Genomic DNA, 21,666 nt, shown 5'->3' on the forward strand with positions numbered 1-21,666 from the left:
AGGAAGACTGTCTCGGAAGTTGTCTCGGGGAGTCCCTGGTCCCTTGTCCGGGGAGGAAAGTGAACAGGAGTTCGGGGGCCCGTGTGTCGGAGAGCAGGGGATGCAATTCGCCGGTTTGTCCTGCGGACTCTTCTCCGGTGAGTCCGGGCGCTTGCGGCCCGAGCAACCGTTGAGACAGCAGTCGAGGTCGCATGCGGGTCAGTCTCCAGGTTCGCTTGCCGGGCTATGCGCCGAGGCAATGCAGACTGCAGAGTGCAGATGGCAAGATGCAGAATGGTGGACCTGAGCGCGGCAGTGGCGCAGCGACGACGGCTGAGACGCGCGAGGTGCGCTCGGTCGGTGAGTGGGCCTGCCCGGGCGCAGAGCCGCTGCCGTCGCTCGCCTCCGGTCCGCACGGAGAAGCACAACTCCCGCAATCTCCAGCAGCCCCGCGCGGGTTGACAGGCGAGTGCCGCTGCCCTATAATTAACCGAGGTTAACAAAATTATCCATGGATAACACAGCCAGGGCGACGGGCAGTACGGACCTGAGCGAAAGCGCCCAGGACTATCTTGAGGCAATCATCGAGTTGGAGAGCGGGGACGTCCCGGTGCGAGTGGCGGCGCTCGCGCAGCGGCTGGAGGTGAGCCGGCCGGCGGTGGTGGCCGCGTTGCGGCGGCTGGCCGGGCGCGGGCTGGTACGGCACGAGCGCTACGCCCACGTGACGCTGACCGAAACAGGCCGATCGGCGGCGCGCCTGGTGGCCGGACGCCACCGGCTGCTGGTGAGGTTCCTTTCCGAGCTTCTCGGCGTCGGGGCGCAGGCGGCGGAGGCGGACGCATGCCGCATGGAGCACGCGCTGTCGGCCGGAACCATGCGGCGCATGGTGCGGTTCCTCGATTTCGCCGCCGACCCAGACGGTGCGGCCCGGTGCCGGGACCGGTTCGAGCGGTTCCTGGCGACCGGGAAGCGGTGCGAATGCGGAGGCAGGCATGAGTCTCGCTGACGTTCAACCCGGCAGCAACGTGCGGGTAGTGGAAATCGACGGCGGCCGCGGCATGGCCGGCCGGCTGAGCACGCTCGGTCTCATCCCCGGCACGGAGGTGAGCGTTCTGTCCCGGCGCGGGGGCGGGCCGGTGTTGGTCGCCCTGCGCCGCTCGCGTCTGGCAATCGGCCACGGGCTTGCCCGCCGCGTCAGGGTCGAGCCGGTCCCTGAATCCGGCACAGGATGTCACCACTAAGGCACAAAGACACAAATGGGTGAGGAAGGACCCGAAGCTCTTCTCTTGGTGTTCTTGGTGTCTTGGTGGTTCAATTTCGGAATCGGGGCGGCAGGAACCGGATCATGACCGCTGCTCCGGCCAAACGCCGGATTAGGGTGGCGATCGCCGGCAACCCCAATTCGGGCAAAACCACAATCTTCAACGCGCTGACCGGTTCGAGCCAGCATGTCGGCAACTGGCCGGGCGTGACGGTCGAGCGGAAAGAAGGCCGGTTCAGCTTCCAGGGGCACGAGGTCGAGGTGGTGGACCTGCCCGGTACCTACAGCCTGACGGTCTATTCGCTCGATGAGAAGGTTGCGCACGACTACCTGGTGCGCGAGCGTCCGGACGCGGTGCTGGCAGTGGTCGACGCGGCCAACCTTGAGCGGAATCTCTACCTCGTCGTCCAGTTGCTCGAACTCGGGGCCCGCGTGGTCCTCGACCTGAACATGAGCGACGTCGCGGCGAAGCAGGGGACCGCAATCGACGCGGCCGGTCTCTCCCGCGTGCTCAACGTACCGGTGGTGGAGACGGTCGCGAGCCGCGGCCAGGGGTTGGACGAGCTCCGCCGCGCGCTCCACGATGCCGGCCGGACCGAAGGCGGGCCGGCGCTGCGCGTGGACTACGGGCCGGATATTGAAGCCGAGGCGGCGGCGCTTGAGTCGGTGATGGCCGGCTGCGGGGACGCGCCGGGTCTGCCGCGACGCTGGCTGGCCCTGCGGCTGCTCGAGGGCGACGCCGACGAGCTGCACCACTTCAGTCCTGCCTGCCGCGCGGCGCTGGAGCCGGCATTGGGCCGGGCCCGCACCCGCTTGGAGTCGCGCCTGCCCGGGGGCATCGAGGCGGCGATGGTGCAGCGACGCCACGCCTATGCCCATGGCCTGGTGCATGAGTGTGTCAGGGAAGCGCCAGACGCGGAGGCCGGGCCGACCGCTTCGGACCGCATCGACCGGGTCGCAACTCACGCCTGGTTCGGGGTTCCGCTTTTCCTGGCGGTGATGGGACTGGCGTTCTTCGTCGTTTTCCGCGCCGGCGCGCCGCTCGCCGACCTGGTTGACACCGGGTTCGGCAAACTGGCGGCAGCCGCGTCGACACTGCTCGCTGCCGCACACGCTCCGGAGTGGGTGGGCTCGCTGGTCGCGGACGGGCTCATCGGTGGAGTCGGCTCGGTGCTGGTTTTCGTTCCCAATGTGGCGCTGCTGTTTCTCGTTATCTCGCTCCTCGAGGACTCCGGGTACATGGCGCGGGCAGCGTTCGTGATGGACCGCTTCATGCACGCACTCGGGCTGCATGGCAAGTCCTTCATCCCGTTGATGATGGGTTTCGGCTGCTGCGTGCCGGCAATCCTGGCAACCCGGACACTGGACGCGCGCAAGGACCGATTGCTCACCATCCTTATCTCGCCGCTCATGTCCTGCTCGGCCCGGCTGCCCATATACACTCTCTTCGCAGCCGCGTTCTTCCCGCGCCGGCAGTGGCTCGTAGTCTTCTCGCTCTATCTGCTCGGTATCCTGCTGGCCCTGGTCGTCGCCCGGGTGGCGCGCCGGCTGCTCTTCCCGGGCGAGGCGGCGCCGCTTATCATCGAACTGCCTCCGTACCACGCACCCGTGCTCCGGCACCTGCTGCGCCACACCCTGCAGCGGACCGGTCTCTTCCTGCGCAAGGCCGGCACGACCATCGCCCTGGCCGTGGTTCTGCTCTGGCTGCTGGCGCGGCTGCCCTGGGGTGCTCCCTACGCCTCGGAGGGGACGCTGATCGGACGGATCGGCAGCCTGCTGGCGCCGCTGTTCGCGCCGGCCGGGTTCGGCTTCTGGCAGGCGGGGGTATCGCTGCTGGCCGGGATAGTGGCCAAGGAGCTGGTCGTCGGGACCATGGGAACGTTGATGGGCACCGGCAGCCAGGGGTTGACGGCCGCCCTCCACGCCCAGTTCACGCCGCTTACAGCCTATGCGTTCATGGCGATGTCGCTCATCTACGTCCCGTGCGTCGCTACCATCGCCGCCATCCGGCGTGAGGCCGGCGGGCGCTGGGCCCTGCTCGCGACCGGGTACAGCCTGGCGCTGGGCTGGGTCGTAGCCGTCGCCATCAACCAGGTCGGCCGGTTGTTGCTGCGCTAGCCGGAGGAGAGCCGGGCACCTTGCTCGCTCGCACAGGTCGTCCCGTTTGCCGCACGCGCGGAGGGTGGAAAACGCTTGATTCGAGGCCCGGGTGGGGGTAGACTCGCGGCGTCGTAGGTTGAATTCCGAAGCTCGAATCCCGAACACCGAGTCAAACCAGATTGACGCCAGGCGGACGGCGAGCCGTCGGCAGCCTACGCAAACAACTTCAATTTCCCGGTGCACTGAGACGTGAGAGGAGAGGTCTTGGCAGAGCAGCACAGTCTGTTTCCGAATCAGGCCGCAGAGTTCGTCGCCCTGACCCACTATTGCCGGTGGCGGGAGGAAGACGGCCGCCGCGAAACGTGGGACGAAGTGGTGGAGCGGGTCGTATCGTTCCTGCGCAACAACACGCCCGGGCGCGAGGGCGTGCCGCCCCGGGTGTGGGAAAGGATACGGGACGGGCTCGCGACGTTCAGCGTGATGCCGTCGATGCGGCTGGTGGCGACCGCGGGCCCGGTCGTGCTCAAGGACAACGCGTGCATCTACAACTGCGCCTATTTCCCGATCCGGGACCTGCGCAGTTTCTCCGAGTTGATGTTCCTGCTGATGTGCGGATCGGGCGTCGGGTTCTCAGTGGAACGGGAGTTCGTGCAGCAGTTGCCGCCGGTGGCGCAGCCGGGCGTGGACTGCCGCGATGACTACGCGATAGAGGATTCGCGCGAGGGCTGGGCCAAGGCATTCCTTTTCGCCCTCGAGACCTGGTTCGCGGGCGAGTCGGTGCGTTTCGACTTCTCGCAAATCCGCCCGTACGGCGCGCGGCTGAAGCAGATGGGAGGCAGGGCGTCGGGCGCCGAATCGCTGCAGCATCTGTTCGCCGACGTCGAGGCAATCGTGCGCCGGGCTGCGGGCCGGCGCCTGACGCCGCTGGAGTGCCACGACATCTGCTGCATGGTGGCCGAGAAGATCGTGATGGGCGGGAAGCGCCGTTCGGCCATGATCTCGTTTTCGGACCTCGATGACGAGGAGATGCGCCACGCCAAGGACTTCTCGCGCGGCCCGGTCCCGTCCTACCGGTTCATCGCCAACAACAGCGTAGCCTACACGAAGAAGCCGGACCCGATTGTGTTCATGAACGAGTGGGCGGCGATGGCCGCCTCCGGCTCGGGCGAACGCGGCATCCTGAACACGAGCGCCGTGCCGGTCGCCTGCTCGCAGACCCGCAAGTACCGCGGGGACGAACGCACCAATCCCTGCGGCGAGATCATCCTCCGCCCGCACCAGTTCTGCAATCTCTCCGAGGTGGTGCTGCGGCCCGCGGACGACATCGGCACGCTGGTCGACAAGGTGAAGACCGCGGCCTGGCTGGGCGTGATCCAGGGGACTTTCACTTTCTTCCCGTTCCTGCGCAAGGAGTGGGCGGAGAACTGCAACGAGGAACGGCTGGCAGGGGTGTCTTTGACCGGGCAGATGGACCACCCGTCGCTCCTCACCGAGAAGGTGCTGGAGCAGTTGAAGACCGTGGTCGAGCGCACGGTCGAGGAGGCCGCCCGCTGTCTCGGGGTTCCGGCCGCCACCGCTTACACCTGCGTCAAGCCGTCGGGCACGGTGTCGCAACTGGTAGACTCCGCCAGCGGCCTGCACCCGCGCTGGAGTCGCTACTACCTGCGCCGCTACCGGATTGCGGCCAACGACCCGGTCCTGGCCATGCTCCGTGCCCAGGGGTTGCCCTGGGAGCCGGAAACCGGCCAGACCCGCGACAACTTCACGACCGCGGTCGTCACCTTCCCGGTCCAGGCGCCCGCGACCGCGGTCTTCCGCGACGGGATGGACGCGTTCAAACAACTCGACTGGTACCGCAAGGTGCAGCAGCACTGGTGCACGCACAACGCCTCCTGCACGGTCTACGTGAAGCCGGATGAGTGGCTGAAGGTCGCGAACTACGTCTACGAGCACTGGGAAGAGATCGTCGGTGTAACGTTCTACCCTTACACCGATGCCGAGTACGAGCTGGCGCCGTTCGAGGAGATCGACGAGGCGACGTACCGGGACCGGGCGGCGAAGTTCCCGAAACTCGACTTCTCGCAGCTCGGCAAGTTCGAGGCGATGACCGGCGACACCACGACCGTGGACGTCGAGCCGGCCTGTTTCGCGGGCCGCTGCGAGATTCTCTAGCGCGGGCGCGGGCTTTGACACTCGGAGCCGGCCCTTACAGTACCTTCTCTCAGGCAGACTCGCAACCGAAGGGAGACGAGTGATGTCTAACCGAACCATCTACCTGAACGACGCGCTGTACGAGTACCTGCTCGGGGCCTCGCTGCGCGAGCCGGACGTGCTGCGCGAGCTGCGCGACGAAACTCGGCCGATGCCTGAGGCCGACTGCCAGATTTCGCCCGAGCAGGGGCAATTCATGGCTCTGCTCCTGCGGGTGATGGGCGCGAAGCGCGTGCTTGAGGTCGGGACCTTCACGGGTTACAGCTCGCTCGCGATGGCGCTCGCGCTGCCTGAGAATGGGAAGGTCATCACCTGCGATCGAAGCGAAACATGGACGGCAGTCGCCCGGCGCTACTGGCGGAAGGCCGGAGTCGAGGGCCGAATCGAACTCCGCCTGGGCGAGGCGCAGAAGACGCTGACGCAACTGCGCAAGGAGCGCGGACGCGACAGCTTCGACTTCGCGTTCATCGATGCCGACAAGACAAAGGACGGCGCCTACTTCGAGCAGTGCATGGAGTTGGTGCGTTCGGGCGGCATTATCGCTATCGACAACACTCTGTGGAGCGGCAGGGTGGCGGACCGGGCGAAGCGCGATGCCGACACGCGGGCCATCCGCGCCTTCAATGCCGCGCGGGTTGATGACCAGCGCATCGACCTGAGCCTGGTGCCGATTGCCGACGGCCTCACCCTCTGCCGCAAGCGCTGAGATACCGGCACAGACAATTCAGTAGTCAGAAACCAGATGCCAGAATTCGGAGAGGTGGATTCTGAAGCAATGGCACATGGGCGCCCGTTCTGAGACTTCTGACATCTGACCTCGGTTGTGCCCTTCTTCGGGAGGGCTTTACTTGTGGAGGGCTGCGCCTAGACTGACCGCCGACCACCAGATGAAAGCCGCCAATTCGTCCCTGCTCATGCTCGCGACCGGCGCGGCGATCGTCAGCTTCACTGGGCCGATTGTGCGCGTGCTCGCCGTGGCGCCCACGGTCACCGCGTTCTACCGGATGGTCTTCGGCGGCGCCATACTGCTGCTGATCGTCGGGCTTGCGCGGGAGCGCCTGAGACTGGACCGTAACTCGCTTCCGCTCGCCGCGGCCGCCGCTCTTTCGTTCGCCTTTGATATGACGATGTGGAACCGCAGCATCCGGCTGGTCGGGCCGGGCCTCGCTACTATCCTGGTCGGCTGCCAGGTGTTTCCCATGGCCGGCATCGGTCTTCTTTTCGGCCGAGAGAAGCTGACCTGGCGCCTTGCCGCGGCAGCGCCGCTGGCAATCGTCGGCCTGGCGATGATAGTCGGCGTTGACTGGCGGCTTGGCAGCACCGGGTTCAGGCACGGCGTCCTTTTTGGGCTCGGCAGCGCCTGCTGCTACACCGGGTATCTCGTGGCCCTGCGCCGGCTGCAGCACAGCGCTGGGCTGGCCGGGCGAGTTTCAAACATGGCGACCGTGTCGGCGTGCTGTGCCGGCTTTCTTGGCATCATTGCCCTGATACAGCGGGAGAGTTTCGGGATTCCGGACGTGCCGAGCCTGGGTCTGTTGCTGGCCCTGGGCGTCATCGGGCAGGTGCTGGCGTGGGTGCTCATGTCCGGCGGCCTGCCGCGCGTTCGCCGTTCACTGGCGGGTCTGCTGCTCCTGCTACAACCCCTGCTGGCGGCGGTCTGGGACGTGGTCTTCTTCAGGCATCCGGTGTCGTTCATGCAGGCTGCGGGCGCGACTGTGACACTTCTCGCCATCTACCTCGGCACGATCGCAGGGCCTGCCGAGGTCGACTAGGGCAACGGTTCGGCCGAAGTCAGATGCCAGAATTCAGAGTGCAGAAGTCGGAGTCCGCAATCTCGGCGGCTGGCTGCTAGCCGACAGTCAGTTCGCCGGCGAGATCCTGGCTCAGAAGTAGCCGCACTTCGGCTGGTCTGAGATTCGAGTCGCCGAGCAGGACCATCAACTTCACCAGCGCGGCCTCGGGCGTGATGTCGCGGCCGGATACGACTCCGGCGTCGATCAGTTGGGCGCTCGCCTTGTAGCGCTCGAGTTCGACCGTTCCGCCGCCGCACTGAGTAACGGCAATTGCCACGACCCCGCGCTCTACCGCCGCCGCAATCGGGTCGAGAACCCTTGAGTCAGATGGCACGGTGCCGGCGCCGTAGGTCATCAGGACTACGCCTTTGAGGCGCGGGTCGGAGAGCACGTCCTCCAGAATCGACGCTTCCTGAATCCCGGGAAAGAAGATGACGGAGGCGACATTGGGCTCGATGTGGCTGCGCAGACGCAGGCGTGAGCCCGGTGGCCGCAGGACGCGACGGTCGACAATGATGCTCTCACCGGCGGAAGCGAGCCGCGGGTAGTTGGGAGACGTGAACGCGGCGAACCCGGAGGCGTTCACCTTGCGGCTGCGGTTGCCGCGTAGCAGCTCCTCGTGGAAGAAGATTGAGACCTCGGGGACGACAGGCAGACCTGAGTGCTTCGGGTTGGCGATGAGCAACGAGGTGAGCAGATTCTGGAGGGCATCGTTGCGCACGTTGGCAAGGTGCGAGCGCTGCGCGCCGGTGAGCAGAACGGGCTTGCCCAGCCCCTCGAGCATGAAGCTGAGCGCTGATGCGGTGTAGACCATGGTGTCGGTGCCGTGGAGCACGACAAAGCCCTCGTAGCGGTCGTAGCTCTCCTCGATGAGCCGCGCCAGTTCGACCCAGTATCCCGGTCCGATGTTGCATGAGTCGAGCGGTTCGAGGCTGGCGCCATCCACATTGAACCCGATGTAGCGCGGGTTGGTGCTGCCGTCGGCCAGGAGTTCCGAGAGCGAAGATGTGCGACGGCGGAAATCTGCCCAGTCGACGACCACGAGCGGGCTCTGCGGGTCCGACGGGTCGCGGGGCATCGAGCCGATGGTGCCGCCGGTGTAAATGACCAGCACACCCGAGCCGCGGTTACCGGCCTCGTAGCGGTGCTGGGACGCGGTGGCCATCAGGCAGAATCTAGCCGCGATATCGTCCGGAGTCAAACACGGGCCGGAGGCGAGGCTTGACGAAGGGCGGTCAGCGCCGGAGAATCACTGGCCATGTATGGCCTGCGTGCAGTCGCTCTCATCCTCGCGCTCGCTGGTCTGGCCACGGCTGACGACTCGCTGCTGGTGCTCTTCGTCGGGAACAGCTACACGTACGTGAACGACCTGCCCGGGCTGTTCCAGGGGCTATCTGAGGCCGGGGGCCGGCCGTTGCGGACCGACGCCGGCACGTTCGGCGGCTACTCGCTTAACGACCACGCCAACTCGCAGGCGACGCTCGACAAGATCGCACAGGATTCGTGGTCCTTCGTGGTGCTGCAGGAGCAGAGCGTCATACCGACGATTCACTATTGGCGGTACAACAGCATGTACCCGGCTTCCCGCCTGCTAGACTCGCTCATCAGGCTCCAGGACGCGAAGACCGTCTTCTTCACGACGTGGGGTCGGAAGCATGGCGGCCAGTGGAGCTATGGTGACTCGCTGAGCCCGGATTTCCGCGACTTCTTCGAGATGCAGGATAGCTTGTGCGTGGCCTACCAGGAGATCGCGGGCGAGTTGTCCTCTGGCCTCTGCCCGGTCGGGACGGCTTTTGCCCGCGCCCGCCAGGTTGACTCGCTCGTGGACCTGTGGCAGGGCGACAACAGCCATCCTACACTCGAGGGTACCTACCTCGGAGCATGCGTGTTCTACGCGGTTCTACACGAGGCGAACCCGGTGGGCCTGCAGTTCTACGGTGGCCTGGACTCGGCGACCGCGCGGTTCTGCCAGGAGATCGCCTGGCAGACTGTGTCGGATATTACTGACGCACCGACAGGCGAGCGGCAGCGGGTCGAGAGAGGTTTGTACGTCTTGAGTTCTTTGCCCACGGGTATGACAGTGTATGACCTATCGGGAGCAAACGTCACGGCGAGGGGTGCGTTTCTGCCGCGCGGGGTGTATTTCGTCCGACAGGACCAGGCGCAGGCAGCGCAGAAGGTCGTTGTTGTCCGCTAGCGTCGGGACGATGCAGTCGATTGCTGCAGCATGAGAGGAGTAGAGATGGCAAAACACAGGGTGAAAGGACTGGCCTTCGCGTCGGTGTACGTCGACGACTTCGAGAAGGCCTATCGGTTCTACGCCGAAGTCCTCGGTCTGGAAAAGGAGTACGACATGGGGAGCGCGGCATGCTTCTTCAAGCTTCCCGACAACACCGGGCTCTACCTGCAGGGCAAGAACAAGGCCGCGAGCTACGGAGAAGACACGATGCGCACCGCGTTTGTCTTCTCGGTCGAGTCGGCCGAGGCAACCTATGAGCGACTCAAGGCCGCGGGTGTCAGGTTCATCTACGCGGAGCCGAAGCACATGGGTGGAGACAACTACTGGTTCCAGTTCTACGACCCGGCGGGCAACATCCTAGAAGCACTCGGGGGCAAGTAGGAGGCACGGGCGATGGCGACGGACAAGGGACTCGTGGTCAGCATCAACCGGGCGCCGGTGCTCGCTTTGTGGGCTACGGTCGTGGCCGAGCGGCTGGGCTTCAGCCGCGAAGAGGCGCTGTCGCTCGGCAAGGCGGTGACCGGCCTGAACGCGCAGGCCAAGGGGCGGCACCTCGGGATATACAAGAAGCACGAGATGCCGGGAGAGCGACGCGAGGGGTGGGCGGACTCGGTCGAGTTGTTCGGCCGGGAGGTGCCGGTGACGCGTACCGCGGAAGGCGTGCGCGCCTTGTCAAAGGGTGAACCGGTTCCGGCCCGAAGCGCTCAGGCGTATCTTGAGTCCAAGTTCGGCGAACACCTGGCAGCCGTACGGGCGGCGATGGAAGAGCTGGCCAAGTCGATGAAGCCGGACGTCCTGGCTGCCCGGGCCTTTGCCTTTTACGCGCAGTTCCGACCGCAGATTCCCGACGGAGTCAAAGGCTGGGGCGCAAAGGGAGAGTTGGATACGGATCTCATCCGATCGCTGGCAGGCCCCCGGAAGTGACGAAGTCATCCGTGCCCGTGTCCTTCGGTTTTGCGGTACACCCGCCGACGCTCAGGCACATACGCAAGGCCGTGCCCGCGCTATGCCTCGTCCCTGATGGTCTCGTCGTGTCCCTCATCAGTCTTCAGAAGCCGTGCCTCATTTCACGCGTGCGCAAGGTCATTTCCGTTCTCGGAAACGAGGTCCAGGGTTTCTTCGTCGTCTGCCCGCTGCTGCCGAAGCAGATGCTCGAACTGGAGACGGAGTTCGTCATAGACCGCATTGTCGGTGCCGGCAGGATTGCCGAGAGGCTTGGCGCCGGAATCCTGGGCCTCGGCGGATACACGTCAATCGTCGGCGACAAAGGGCATACGGTTGCCTCCCGGATGAGAATCGCGGTGACGAGCGGAAGCGCGATGACTGCCTGGTCGGCCGTCGAGGCGATTCGTCGTCTGGCCAAGCAGCGTGGCGTTGCCCCGGGCAGTTCGACGCTCGCGGTTATCGGCGCGAGCGGCTCCATCGGTTCGCTCTGCACCAAGGTGCTGGCACCCTCGGTCAAGAAGGTCATCATCAACGCCCGGCATCAGGACAGGCTGGAGAGGCTACGAGGCGATGTCGCTAGGTCCTGTGCCGCCGAGGTGATCGTGGAGATGGATGCTCACAAGGCCGTCGCGGCTGCCGACCTTATCATCACAACGACCAGCGCTCCAGACGCGTTGTTCACAGCAGAGGAACTGCGGCCGGGGAGCATAGTTGCCGACGTATCGGTGCCCAAGAACATCTCCAAAGCCCGGCATTCCCGCGACGACGTGACCGTGGTTGACGGAGGAAGGGTGAAGCTGCCAGGCAAGCCGGAGTTCAGCGTCGACATCGGGCTTTCCCGAGGCGTAGTATATGCCTGCATGGCCGAGACCATGGCGCTGGCGCTCGAAGGCAGACTGGAGAACTTCTCCCTGGGTGACAACATCAGTCCGGCCAAGGTCGAGGAGATAGGGCAAATCGGCCGGAAGCACGGGTTTGAGGTCTGGCTCGGTGAAAGCGCCGTGGAGATTGAAGAGGAGGGGTGATGACGACAGGGGAAGGTGCCTGATGCAGACCGGCCTGTTGAGTCTCGTTCAGTCGATGGTCACGCCGGCAGTGATGATCTCGGCGTGCGGGTTGCTGCTGCTGTCGGTCTCCAACAAGCTTGCGCGCATCGTTGACCGGATTCGCGGGCTGAACTCGGAGGATCGAGAACTGCCTGCGGATGTTGATATGGTCCGGCGCCTATCCATCCGCAATCAGATTGACATCCTGCTCCGCCGCGCCGTGCTCCTGCGCAACGCCTGCGGGCTGCTCTACTTTGCCGTGGCCGTCTTTGCCCTTACCTCTCTTTGCGTCGGCCTTTCGCATGCCGCCCAGTTCTTTGAGGTGCTGATGCTCGTGCTTTTCGTCCTCGGGCTGGCATCGGTCGTCTGGGCCGGCATCCTCGCCTACCTCGAGATACGCCTCTCCCATCAGGCAATCATGGAGGAAATCAAGGAGCTCCGGCTGCACGACTAGTCCGGCGACGGGGGTTGACTTGCATCCGGTTAGGTCTACACTGATTCATCATCCGCCGGCGGCCGCGATCCTACCGGCCGAGCGGACAGAGGAGGAATGATGCGGACACTAGTCCTTTCGCTGGCGCCCATGCTGGTCCTGGCGTTGGCGCCGACACTGGTCAGCGAGCGGCCGATGGGTACCGGTGCCTGGCAGTTTCGCTCGCCGTCCGGCAGCTACGCAGCCAAGGTGGAGTACTCCGCCGGCAACACCGAATTTGTCCCGTTCGATCGGTTCGAACTACTCGATGCCGCCGGCAAGACGGTATACGGAAGGAGCGGTAGCGGGCACACGGTCCTCGACATCTCGGACAACGGGCTGGTAGTCGGGGTCGACTTCGACGGGCCCGTGTCGGGAGGGGCGAGGCTGCACTTCTACGACGCGGAAGGCAAAGAGCGCGGCACCGCCGAGGTCGGGTTCTGGGACCGACATGGTTTCTCAGCGAGCGGCAACGTCTACTGCGTGCTCGACGGCAAGCAGGGACTGCGGGTCTTCACTTCCGAAGGCAGGGAACTCTACAATGCCGGTCGCGGCAACCGCTTCGCAGTTTCCGCGGACGGCCGGCAGCTGGCGCTGGCGACCGACGAGGCAATCCGGCTCCTGAAGGACGGCGCGCCGGTCGCCGAGGTTCCTGTCGCCGTACCCTTCGTCCGCGGGATGGTATTCTCCCCGGACGGTGAGCGTTTCGGATACTGCGAGCGGCGCACGCTGTACCTGTACCGAGTCCGGGACGCGGCTCTCGAGTTCCAGTTCCAGCCTGAGGACCCGAGGCTGCAGTTCATCTCGCTCGACGTTGGTAACGAGCTCACGGCTGCCGGCCTTGACCTTGACGGTGGCAAGGGCACTCCCAACCGACACCGGATCGGGCAGGTGGTTCTGCTCGACCCGGCCGGCGCTCCGGTCTGGCAGCAGGAACTCACCTACAGCCGCTGGAGCAGCGCCATGCCAGGCGTTCGATTCGGGCTCGGCCGAACGCTCACTGTCAAGACTGCCGACGTGGTCCGAGAGTACCGCTATCAGGAGGAATAGATGAAGAGCCTGTTGGTCTTCACCGCGCTGCTCACTACCGGTTTCGCGCTCCCCTGGCCGCACCTGCCGCAGAATTCGGTTCATCCCATCGGCAACGCCTGGGGCAACTACCAGAACTACGGTTCGGCCTACATGCACAACGGGCAGGATATCATGGTCGCAGCCCAGGCTCCCGTCGTCGCCATCAAGCCCGGGTATGTGAAGCAGGTCTGGCTCGGCGGCAGCCCGCTCTACAACGGTGTGACCGTCGCCGATTCGGCCGGCGCTTCGTTCTGCTCCGGGTACATGTACTACCATATCGACGACACGACGATCCAGGTCCAGAACGGCGACACGGTCGCGGTCGGCGACACGCTTGGGTTCATCTCGACCTGGCCGGTGGCCGATTTCCACCACAACCACTTCTCGGCAAACCACAACTCCGGCATAACCTGGTCTGACTACGGTGCGTTCTACCACAATCCGCTGCTCGACCTGTCGCCCGACAACGATACGGTGGTGCCATGGTTCAGCAACGCCTATTCCGGGCAGCGCTTTGCCGTCTGCCGAGACAACTCGAGCAGCTACCAGGGCAGGGATAGCGTCTACGGCACGGTTGACCTCATCTGCCGGATTGACGACCGCATCAACCACCGGCTTTGGCGGGTCTGCATCTACCGCATTGACTACTCAATCCGCGACACGGGAGGCACCTACATCGTCCCGCCGACGCGGGCGTTTGAGATGTCGGATTCGATCGACGGGTACTCGGCCACGCAGTCGCGGGTCGTGTACAAACAGGATGCCACCTGTCCCACCCGCTGCAACTACGACTCGACCGCCCGACAGTACTTCTACATCTTCACGAACACCGATGGCGACTCGCTCGTCGAGCCTTCCGACTCGCTCGCCGGCTGGAACACCACCCTCTCGCCCGACGGAGACTACTGGGTCAAAGCAGTCGCCCGGGACGAATACGGCAACTCCAGGGCTGACAGCATGCTGTTGCAGGTCAGGAACGACACCACACCCCGCCACGACGTGGGTGTATCGAGTATCGCCTCGCCGCCGGCAGCGGTCGATTCCGGCACGGTCGTCGCGCCTGCCTGCACCCTGTACAACTACGGCAACCGCAGTGAAAGCTACAGCGTACGGATGACCATCGGTCCTGACTACGACACCGCTATCAGCGTGAACCACGCCGCGGGCACGAAGCAGGCCGTGCTCTTCCCGAGCTGGACAGTGAGCTATCCGCCGGGCTTCTACGCCGTCACTTGCTCGACCCGACTAGGCACCGATACCCTATACGCCAACGACCGCATGCAGGACTCGGTCGAAGTCAAACCGCCTCCCGGTGTCAGCGACGCCGGTCTGACTGCCGCCGGCACCGGGATCGAAGCAAGCCCGAATCCCGCGCGCCGGCACGTCCGCTTTCAGCTTGCACCAGACCCGGATGCCGCTCCGGCCGCGCTGAGCATCTTCGATGCCGCCGGTCGCTGTGTCCGCACGCTGCGGGCTATTCGGCCGGGCGGTTCCTCGCCGCTGATCTGGGACGGCTGCGACGGGAGTGGCAGGATGCTACCCGGCGGCGTCTACTTCTGCCGCGCGGCTGGGCAGCATGCCGCAGTCGAAGTGGTGCTGCTGGACTAGTCACGTGTCAGGAATCGTCTTCCTCCGCACCCGGGAGTTCGAGCGCGTGGTCGCGTTCTATCGTGAGCGGATAGGGATGACGACGTGGCTCGAGCAGCCGGGTATCGCCATCCTGCGCCACGGCAACCTGCTGCTCGGCTTCAACCGGCAGGGGGTGGCGGACACGCAGGGCGTCTTCACCTTCTTCTACGAGACGCGGGCAGAGGTCGACGCGATGCACGGACGCCTGGCCGACGTCGCGCTCGGCCCGCCGAAGGAGAACCCGGAGTACCGTATCTACCATTTCTACGGACAGGACCCGGAGGGGCGCTCGGTCGAGTTCCAGCAGTTCCTCCACCCGGTGAGTTCACTGTTCCTTCCTGATGTCAAACTGCAGCGATTCCGTCATACCTAAACCGCAGCGAAAACGTCATAGGGAGTTCTCTTCGGCGGACGCTGTGGCCGAGGCCGGTCAATGGTATGGGTTACGGGAATGGTCCCGGCTCTTTCATGCCGGACGTGGATCGAGCCGTCAAACCACTCCTGCACGTTGACTTGGGATCCGGCGATAGGGAAACTGCGAGTATTGGGCTTGAGCTGGTAGCTGCATCCGTGGTAGCTGATGGTGTTGTCGTTTTGGACCTCGCGGGTGGACTTGGCGCAGAGGACGGTGCGCAGGTCTAGTCCCTCGGGAATCGATCGGAAGGCCTGTTTGGGATCTCGTGGTTTGACTCCGAAGCGTTTGGCGTACTTGGGGATGAATACCCGATTGAGGTAGTCGGTGGCTTTTTCGGGGTCGGTGATTTGGTGATGGTCGAGTTCTGCGACCAGCCGGTCTTGTAACGAGCCGTTGATCCGCTCGCCCCTTCCCCGGGCCTGCGGGCTGTTGGCGAAGATGAGTTCTACGGCCAGGCTGTGCATGGCGATCTCGAAGTGGGTAGGTTTATCGTCACGCTGGAAGAGATGGGTGCCGCCGTGGCGGGTGGTAGTGAACTGGCCGGCGTGGTCGAGGTAGAGCGCGGCGGGAATGCCATAGCGCAAGCCGACGTGGTAGAAGACGTTAAAGCAGCCGGCCAGCGTTTCTTCGCGGTCGAATCGGCCATGGAGGGGCATGCCGGTGGCGTCGTCGGTGGCGAGGATGAGAGTGGACGGCGGTTGATTGATGCCAAACCAAGGATGCGGGCTGCCGTCGATGAAGACGAGCTCACCGAAGCGGGCTCGGCGCTCTCTTCTGCGCCGGTGGTTGCCCTGAGAGCGATGGCGATGCTTGGGCGGGACACCGGCGGCTCGGAGCCAGCGGCGGATGCTGTCGGGACTGAGCTTGATGCTTTTCTCTTCGGCGAGGGCCTCGGCGAAGTGGCAGGCGTTGTACTTGGAGAACTCGGTCTGAAAGAGGTCCAGCACCTGTTGGCGCAGGGCTTGTGGTTTGGCGTTATGCGGCTGGCGGCCACAGTTGCCATGGCGGATGCCCATATCGCCCGTGGTCCGGACCTTGGCCTTGAGCCGGAAAACCTGGCGTGCGCTCAGCTTCAGCATCGGAGCTGCGGATCGCGCCGAGAGTCCGGCGAACGTCTGGTGGATGACGGTGAGCCGTCTCACTTCCGGCTCCGTGAAGAACGTGCATTCCGACATGCAACTAGCATAACGTCATCCCGCCCGCTACCGTCAATATGACATTTTCGCTGCAGCATAACCCTATGACATTATCGCTGCAGTTCCACACACTGTTCCTTCCTGATTGACCGGGCGCGGCGCGGCGGTATAATACGCCGCGAGATGCAGCCGCCCATTTTCGGTATCTCCGGGCTCCGGGGGATCATCGGTGACAGCCTTGTTCCCGAGACAGTAGCCCGCTACGCTGCCGCATTCGGCACATTTGTCGGCCACGGCACGGTCGCGCTCGGCCGTGACTGCCGGGCTTCGGGCGAGATGATGCAAACGGCCGCGACCGCCGGGCTGGTATCCGTCGGCTGCGAGGTGATGGACCTCGACGTCTGCCCGACGCCGACCGTCGTCTATGTAACCCGGCGCGGCACGGTCGCCGGCGCGATCATGCTCACCGCCAGCCACAACCCCGAGCAGTGGAACGGCATGAAATTCGTCAGCCGCGAAGGCCAGTTCCTCTCCCCGGACGAGGTCGCGGCATTCCGAAAACTGGTCAAGGGAAAAGGCGCGAAGTACGCGGACTGGGACGCCCTGCGCCCGGTGAAGAAGAACCCGAACGCCATCTATGCCCATATCAACTCGATACTGTCGAACGAGCTCTTCCGCAGCATCCGGCCCGCGCTGATCGAGCGGAAGATGAAGGTCGGAGTGGACGCGGTCAACGGCGCGGCATCGGTCGCCGCCTGCCAGCTGGTCGAGGCGCTCGGCGCCGAGCCGGTCAGACTCTACTGCAGTATCGAACCGATGAAGCAGGGAACCACGTTCCCGCGCAAGCCGGAGCCCGAGGCGCAGAACCTCGGCGACCTCTGCAATCTCGTGCGCGAGCGGAGGCTGGATCTCGGGATTGCCTTCGATCCGGACGGAGACCGGTTCAGTTGTGTTGACGAGACCGGTACGGCGCTCGGCGAAGAGGCGACGATCTGCCTTGCGTGCAGGTACGTGTTGCCGCGGCGCAAGGGGCCGGTCGTGGTCAATCTCTCGACGACCCGGGCAGTTGACGATGTCTGTGCCGAACTGGGCGTCGTGGTCGAGCGGGCGTCGGTGGGAGAGGCGAACGTGGCGGATCGGATGGAGAAGGTCCAGGCGGTGCTGGGGGGCGAAGGCAACGGGGGAGTGATTCTGCCCGACCTGAACTTCACCCGCGATGGGCTCGTGGCTGCGGCGACGGTAATCGGGCTTGCCAGCCAGGGGCGCGAACCGCTCTCCACCATTGGCGCGTCACTGCCCAAGTACCAGATGGTGAAGACCTCATTGAGTCTGACTCGCGAGCAGTTTGCCGAGCGGAGCGAGAAGCTGGCCAAAGCGTTCGAGGGGGCGACAATCGACCGGCAGGACGGGCTGAAGTTCAGTCTCGAAGATTCCTGGGTGCACGCCCGGCCGTCGAATACCGAGCCGATCGTGCGGATCATAGCCGAAGCGAAGACGGATACGCAGGTCAAGGCAGTCGTCGACAAAGTTCGGCAGGCCCTGAGCACCAACGGCAAAGAGCCGGAGAAGAAGTGAGCCGGACAATCCGGAGTTCAGAGTCCAGAATCCAGAGTGCAGAATTGCCGGAGATTCTGAATTCTGATTTCTGGTTTCTGACTTCTGCACTATCCGTGATCCTCTGATATGTGCGGCATCGTCGGCTACATCGGGCCGCGCAACCTGGCCAACGTCATCATGGTCGGGCTGGAGAGGCTGGAGTACCGTGGCTACGACTCGTGCGGTATCGCGGCCGTCGACGGTGGCCTGACCATCAGGAAGACCGCGGGCCGGCTGCAGAAGCTGAAGGAGCTGCTGGCCGCAAACCCGGTGACCGGGAACCTCGGGGTCGGCCACACACGCTGGGCCACCCACGGCAAGGTCACGGATGAGAATGCCCACCCGTTCACCGGCTGCTACGGCCGAATGGCGCTGGTGCATAACGGTATCATCGAGAACTACCGGGAGCTGCGCCAGCGGCTGGTCGCCCAGGGACACAGGTTCGTGTCTGAGACCGACACCGAGACCATCGTCCACCTCATCGAATCGCACCACAAGAAAGACCTCGTCGCCGCCGTGCGCCAGGCGGCCGCAGAACTCGTTGGGTCATACGCGATCGCTGTTGTCTCGGCTGATGAACCCGACCGGCTGATAGCGATGAAGGTCGGGAGCCCGCTGGTCATCGGCCACGGTGAGTCGGAGTACATAGTCGCCTCCGACTCTCAGGCGCTGGTCGGCATCGCCCGGCGGATGCTCTCGCTGCAGGATGGAGACGTCGCGGTGGTGACGCGCTACACGCTGCAACTAACCGACCTTGAGGGGCGGAGCGTCGAGCGTCCGTTCGCCGCCATCGACCTCAAGGCCAAGCCGGTCACCAAGGGCCGCTATCCGCACTTCATGCGCAAGGAGATCTACGAGCAGCCGGCGATCATCAGTGAGGGCGTCAAGCATCGTTTCGTTGACCGGCGCGTCATGCTCGACCCGGAGTTCCTCCTCTATCCGGATGAAGTCGAAAAGGTGGCGCGAGTCGTCATCCAGGCTTGCGGCACCTCCTACCACGCGGGGCTGGTAGGCAGGTACTACTTCGAGAAGTTCTGCCGCATCCCGGTCTCGGTCGAAATCAGCTCCGAGCTTCGTACCTCGGAGTTCATCTACGATGGCGATACTCTCATGGTACCCATCAGCCAGTCAGGGGAAACCGCTGACACCCTGGCTGCCCTGCGCGAAGCCTGCGCTCGTGACATCCAGTCCCTGGCGGTGCTCAACACGAAACGTTCCTCGATCGACCGCGAAGCCGACTCGTCGGTCTACATCCACGCCGGGCCGGAAATCGGCGTCGCCTCCACCAAGGCGTACACTGCCCAGTTGTTCACCCTGCTGTCGCTGGCGCTCTACTTCGCCCGGGTGCGCAAGGCGATGCCGGACGACAGGTTCGACGAGATCGTGCGCCACTGCCGCGAGCTGCCGGAACAGATGCGGAAGGCTCTGGCCCTCGACGCCAAAGTTAAGGCGACCGCAGCCCGCCTCGCGCGCGCCCACGACTTCATCTTCCTCGGTCGCGGCATCAACTACCCCTCGGCGCTCGAAGGAGCGCTCAAGCTCAAGGAAGTCGCCTACGTCCATGCGACCGGGCTGCCGGCCGGTGAGATGAAGCACGGGCCGATTGCCCTGATTGCCGAAAACGTGCCGGTCATCGGTATCGCGCCGCGCGACTCGGTGTACGAGAAGATGGTATCGAACCTGGCCGAGTCCAAGGCGCGCAAAGGTCTGATCATCGCCGTCGGTACTGAGGGCGACAAGCAGCTGGAAGAGCAGGCTGACATCGTCTTCCCGATCCCGGCCGCGCCCGAGTACCTGACGCCGCTGCTCGCGGCGATTCCTCTCCAGCTCTTTGCCTACCACGCGGCAGTGATGCGCGGCTGCGACGTGGATAAGCCGCGCAATCTCGCCAAGAGCGTGACGGTCGAATAGCAGACGCCTAGCGCAGCGCACCAGATGCTCAACGCCAGACGCTTGGTCCCTGCCGCAATGCTGCTTGCCGCGTTTGCCTGCAGGCAGCCGGATAGCACGCGGCCGAGAATCGTCGCCACCCATCCTGCGAGCGGCGCGACCGGAGTCCCGACCAACGCGCAGATACGGTTGGCGTTCTCCGAGGCCATGGAAACGGCATCGGTCGAGAGCGCGTTCAGCATCGTGCCCGCGACCGGCGGGTCGTTCGAGTGGGTCAGCGATTCGCTGGTGTACTGGAAGCCGGACGACCTGCTCGCCGTCCAGACTTCGTACGCATTCGCCGTGGATACGACCGCGGGGGATGTTGCCGACAACCGGCTCGAGCCCGCCGGCCCGTTCCAGTTCAGCACCGGTGTGGACACCGCGCTGCCTGCCACGGTCTACATGCTCGGCCGTTCGGTCATGGCCGGCTGGTTCAGCCACTGGGGCGGAAGTCCGTACGCGCAGGATCGGTTCACGCTCGAGTACTACGAGGTCCAATCTCCACCGGACATCGTCGCGAGCGCCCGGGCAGTCATCGACAGCCTGACGCTCTGCGAGCACCCCGTACTCTTCTTCAAACTCTGCTTCGTGGACTTCGTCGGGGGAGACTCTGCGAGCGCGCAGGAGAACCTCGACCGCAACGTCGGCTACGTCGATTCCGCCTACGCCGCGGCCACGCGGCGCGGGCTCAAGATGATAGCCGGCAACGCCCTCCCGCAGGTCGCGAGCGCCACCGACCAATGGCTGGTCTGGAACCATCGCCAGTACAACCAGAAGCTGCTCACCCTGGCCGCGCAGCATCCTGGAACGCTTGAGGTCTTCGATATGTATGCGGTGCTGGCCAACAGCGCGGGCAACCTGAACCCGGCCTACGCGACGAACTCCAGCGACTCGCACCCCAACGACGCCGGCTACACCGCGCTCGACTCCGCCTTCTTCCTCTTCCTCGAACAACACTACTAGCGCTTTCGCAAACCGCCATGGTCAGGGGTTGCCATTCTGCATTTTGACTTTTGATATCTGCATTCTGAATTGCGCTCCTTGCGCCCTGCCTTCTTCCCGTTCCTGGAATCTCACTACTGGTCGCGGGAGTCCGGCTGCCCTCGCCGCCCACGTCTCGCACGTAGCTTCCGGCTTCTCACTTCGGTTGGCGGTTCATGCGGCCTCGCGAATCGTTGCGCGAAGCACGCGGCGAAGCAGGGATCGAAGCACCGGCAGATGTATCGTGAGCTGCGTTGTGCGTCGCGTCGGCCGGTTCGTCAGTAGCTGGGTCGTGAGCTGCATCGCAAGCTGCATCAGAAGTTGCTTGAGTCGCTGCACCACGGGTCGCTCGCGAAGCTGCTCCGGTCGTCGCTCCAATTGTCGCTCGGTTCGTTGCTCGGCTCGATGTTCGCCGCGTTGGCTTCTGACTTCTAGCTTTTGATCTTTGACTTCCCGGGTCCGCCGCTGCTACCCCCCGGGCGGCCCGTGGGCCGTCCACTCCCCGGCAGAATCGAGGTCGGCGGCACGCCGACCACTACATATAGACGGATTCCCATTCCCATGCCCGTGCAACTCAGTCCGGCCGAATTCTACAACGTTGTAGAATGGATGGCGAAGCAGGAAGACGGTACAAGTGACGGCATAGCGTGCAGTTAGGCTGTTCGAGCCGAGATTCACCCCTGCGCTGGGGCCACACTCTCCCAAAGGCGCGGACGGGACATGGGTTACACTTTATTGTCAGGACATGGGTTACAGTCCTTGTCGCCGGGCGGCGGGTTTTCTGCCGCCGGGCAACGCCTGATTCTGCCGTTCTTCGACTCTAACCCACCCACCACAAGATCGCAGAACCACACCCGCCA

19 protein-coding genes are annotated in these 21,666 nt (G+C 64.5%); 17 read left to right on the forward strand and 2 right to left on the reverse strand.

The window, feature by feature from the left end; translation table 11 throughout:
* Positions 1-526 precede the first annotated feature (526 nt).
* The 6 genes from FJY68_01890 to FJY68_01915 all read left to right on the forward strand — a co-directional run bounded on the left by FJY68_01890 (position 527) and on the right by FJY68_01915 (position 7,323).
* On the forward strand, positions 527-985 hold the full coding sequence (locus FJY68_01890) for a metal-dependent transcriptional regulator (GenBank protein MBM3330587.1): 459 nt from the start codon (positions 527-529) through the stop codon (positions 983-985).
* Positions 972-1,220, forward strand: coding sequence for a ferrous iron transport protein A (locus FJY68_01895; GenBank protein ID MBM3330588.1), 249 nt, complete (start codon positions 972-974; stop codon positions 1,218-1,220). The genes FJY68_01890 and FJY68_01895 overlap by 14 nt, the downstream gene beginning before the upstream one ends.
* A 104-nt stretch (positions 1,221-1,324) precedes the next feature.
* Complete coding sequence (feoB, locus tag FJY68_01900) at positions 1,325-3,358, forward strand: ferrous iron transport protein B (GenBank protein MBM3330589.1); 2,034 nt, start codon at positions 1,325-1,327, stop codon at positions 3,356-3,358.
* A 246-nt stretch (positions 3,359-3,604) separates the two neighbouring features.
* Positions 3,605-5,512, forward strand: coding sequence for a hypothetical protein (locus FJY68_01905; GenBank protein MBM3330590.1), 1,908 nt, complete (start codon positions 3,605-3,607; stop codon positions 5,510-5,512).
* 82 nt (positions 5,513-5,594) lie between these two features.
* On the forward strand, positions 5,595-6,257 hold the full coding sequence (locus FJY68_01910) for a methyltransferase domain-containing protein (GenBank protein ID MBM3330591.1): 663 nt from the start codon (positions 5,595-5,597) through the stop codon (positions 6,255-6,257).
* Positions 6,258-6,438: 181 nt separating this feature from the next.
* On the forward strand, positions 6,439-7,323 hold the full coding sequence (locus tag FJY68_01915; GenBank protein MBM3330592.1) for a DMT family transporter: 885 nt from the start codon (positions 6,439-6,441) through the stop codon (positions 7,321-7,323).
* Positions 7,324-7,399: 76 nt separating this feature from the next.
* Here the strand turns inward: FJY68_01915 and FJY68_01920 are convergent, their stop codons facing one another.
* Positions 7,400-8,509 carry an asparaginase gene (locus FJY68_01920; GenBank protein MBM3330593.1) on the reverse strand — a complete coding sequence of 370 codons (1,110 nt, stop codon included), beginning with the start codon at positions 8,507-8,509 and terminating at the stop codon, positions 7,400-7,402.
* 93 nt (positions 8,510-8,602) lie between these two features.
* On the opposite strand from FJY68_01920, the gene FJY68_01925 reads away from it, so the two are divergent.
* The 8 genes from FJY68_01925 (at position 8,603) to FJY68_01960 (ending at position 15,119) form a co-directional block, all read left to right on the forward strand.
* The gene (locus FJY68_01925) at positions 8,603-9,541 is read left to right on the forward strand and encodes a hypothetical protein (protein MBM3330594.1); all 939 of its coding nucleotides are present in this window, start codon (positions 8,603-8,605) and stop codon (positions 9,539-9,541) included.
* Between the two features lie 30 nt (positions 9,542-9,571).
* Complete coding sequence (locus FJY68_01930) at positions 9,572-9,964, forward strand: VOC family protein (GenBank protein ID MBM3330595.1); 393 nt, start codon at positions 9,572-9,574, stop codon at positions 9,962-9,964.
* Positions 9,965-9,976: 12 nt separating this feature from the next.
* Positions 9,977-10,507, forward strand: coding sequence for a hypothetical protein (locus tag FJY68_01935; GenBank protein ID MBM3330596.1), 531 nt, complete (start codon positions 9,977-9,979; stop codon positions 10,505-10,507).
* 11 nt (positions 10,508-10,518) lie between these two features.
* Entirely contained in the window at positions 10,519-11,553 is a 1,035-nt protein-coding gene (locus tag FJY68_01940) for a shikimate dehydrogenase (GenBank protein ID MBM3330597.1), read from the forward strand.
* Positions 11,554-11,575: 22 nt separating this feature from the next.
* The gene (locus FJY68_01945; protein MBM3330598.1) at positions 11,576-12,028 is read left to right on the forward strand and encodes a DUF2721 domain-containing protein; all 453 of its coding nucleotides are present in this window, start codon (positions 11,576-11,578) and stop codon (positions 12,026-12,028) included.
* A 99-nt stretch (positions 12,029-12,127) separates the two neighbouring features.
* Complete coding sequence (locus FJY68_01950) at positions 12,128-13,096, forward strand: hypothetical protein (GenBank protein MBM3330599.1); 969 nt, start codon at positions 12,128-12,130, stop codon at positions 13,094-13,096.
* Complete coding sequence (locus tag FJY68_01955; protein MBM3330600.1) at positions 13,097-14,725, forward strand: hypothetical protein; 1,629 nt, start codon at positions 13,097-13,099, stop codon at positions 14,723-14,725. It begins immediately after the preceding gene.
* A 4-nt stretch (positions 14,726-14,729) separates the two neighbouring features.
* The gene (locus FJY68_01960; GenBank protein MBM3330601.1) at positions 14,730-15,119 is read left to right on the forward strand and encodes a VOC family protein; all 390 of its coding nucleotides are present in this window, start codon (positions 14,730-14,732) and stop codon (positions 15,117-15,119) included.
* Here FJY68_01960 and FJY68_01965 read toward each other — a convergent pair.
* Entirely contained in the window at positions 15,116-16,336 is a 1,221-nt protein-coding gene (locus tag FJY68_01965; protein ID MBM3330602.1) for an ISNCY family transposase, read from the reverse strand. The two genes, FJY68_01960 and FJY68_01965, sit on opposite strands and share 4 nt — an antisense overlap.
* A 144-nt stretch (positions 16,337-16,480) precedes the next feature.
* Between FJY68_01965 and glmM the strand changes: the two genes are divergently transcribed.
* The 3 genes from glmM to FJY68_01980 all read left to right on the forward strand — a co-directional run bounded on the left by glmM (position 16,481) and on the right by FJY68_01980 (position 20,788).
* A complete protein-coding gene (gene glmM, locus FJY68_01970) occupies positions 16,481-17,872 on the forward strand; it encodes a phosphoglucosamine mutase (GenBank protein ID MBM3330603.1) in 1,392 nt (463 codons plus the stop codon).
* A 108-nt stretch (positions 17,873-17,980) separates the two neighbouring features.
* The gene (gene glmS, locus FJY68_01975) at positions 17,981-19,804 is read left to right on the forward strand and encodes a glutamine--fructose-6-phosphate transaminase (isomerizing) (protein ID MBM3330604.1); all 1,824 of its coding nucleotides are present in this window, start codon (positions 17,981-17,983) and stop codon (positions 19,802-19,804) included.
* A gap of 24 nt (positions 19,805-19,828) precedes the next feature.
* Entirely contained in the window at positions 19,829-20,788 is a 960-nt protein-coding gene (locus FJY68_01980) for a hypothetical protein (GenBank protein ID MBM3330605.1), read from the forward strand.
* The last annotated feature ends 878 nt before the right edge of the window (positions 20,789-21,666 follow it).

This window comes from candidate division WOR-3 bacterium (assembly GCA_016867815.1).
GTDB lineage: Bacteria > Hydrothermota > Tepidihabitantia > Tepidihabitantales > Tepidihabitantaceae > UBA2258.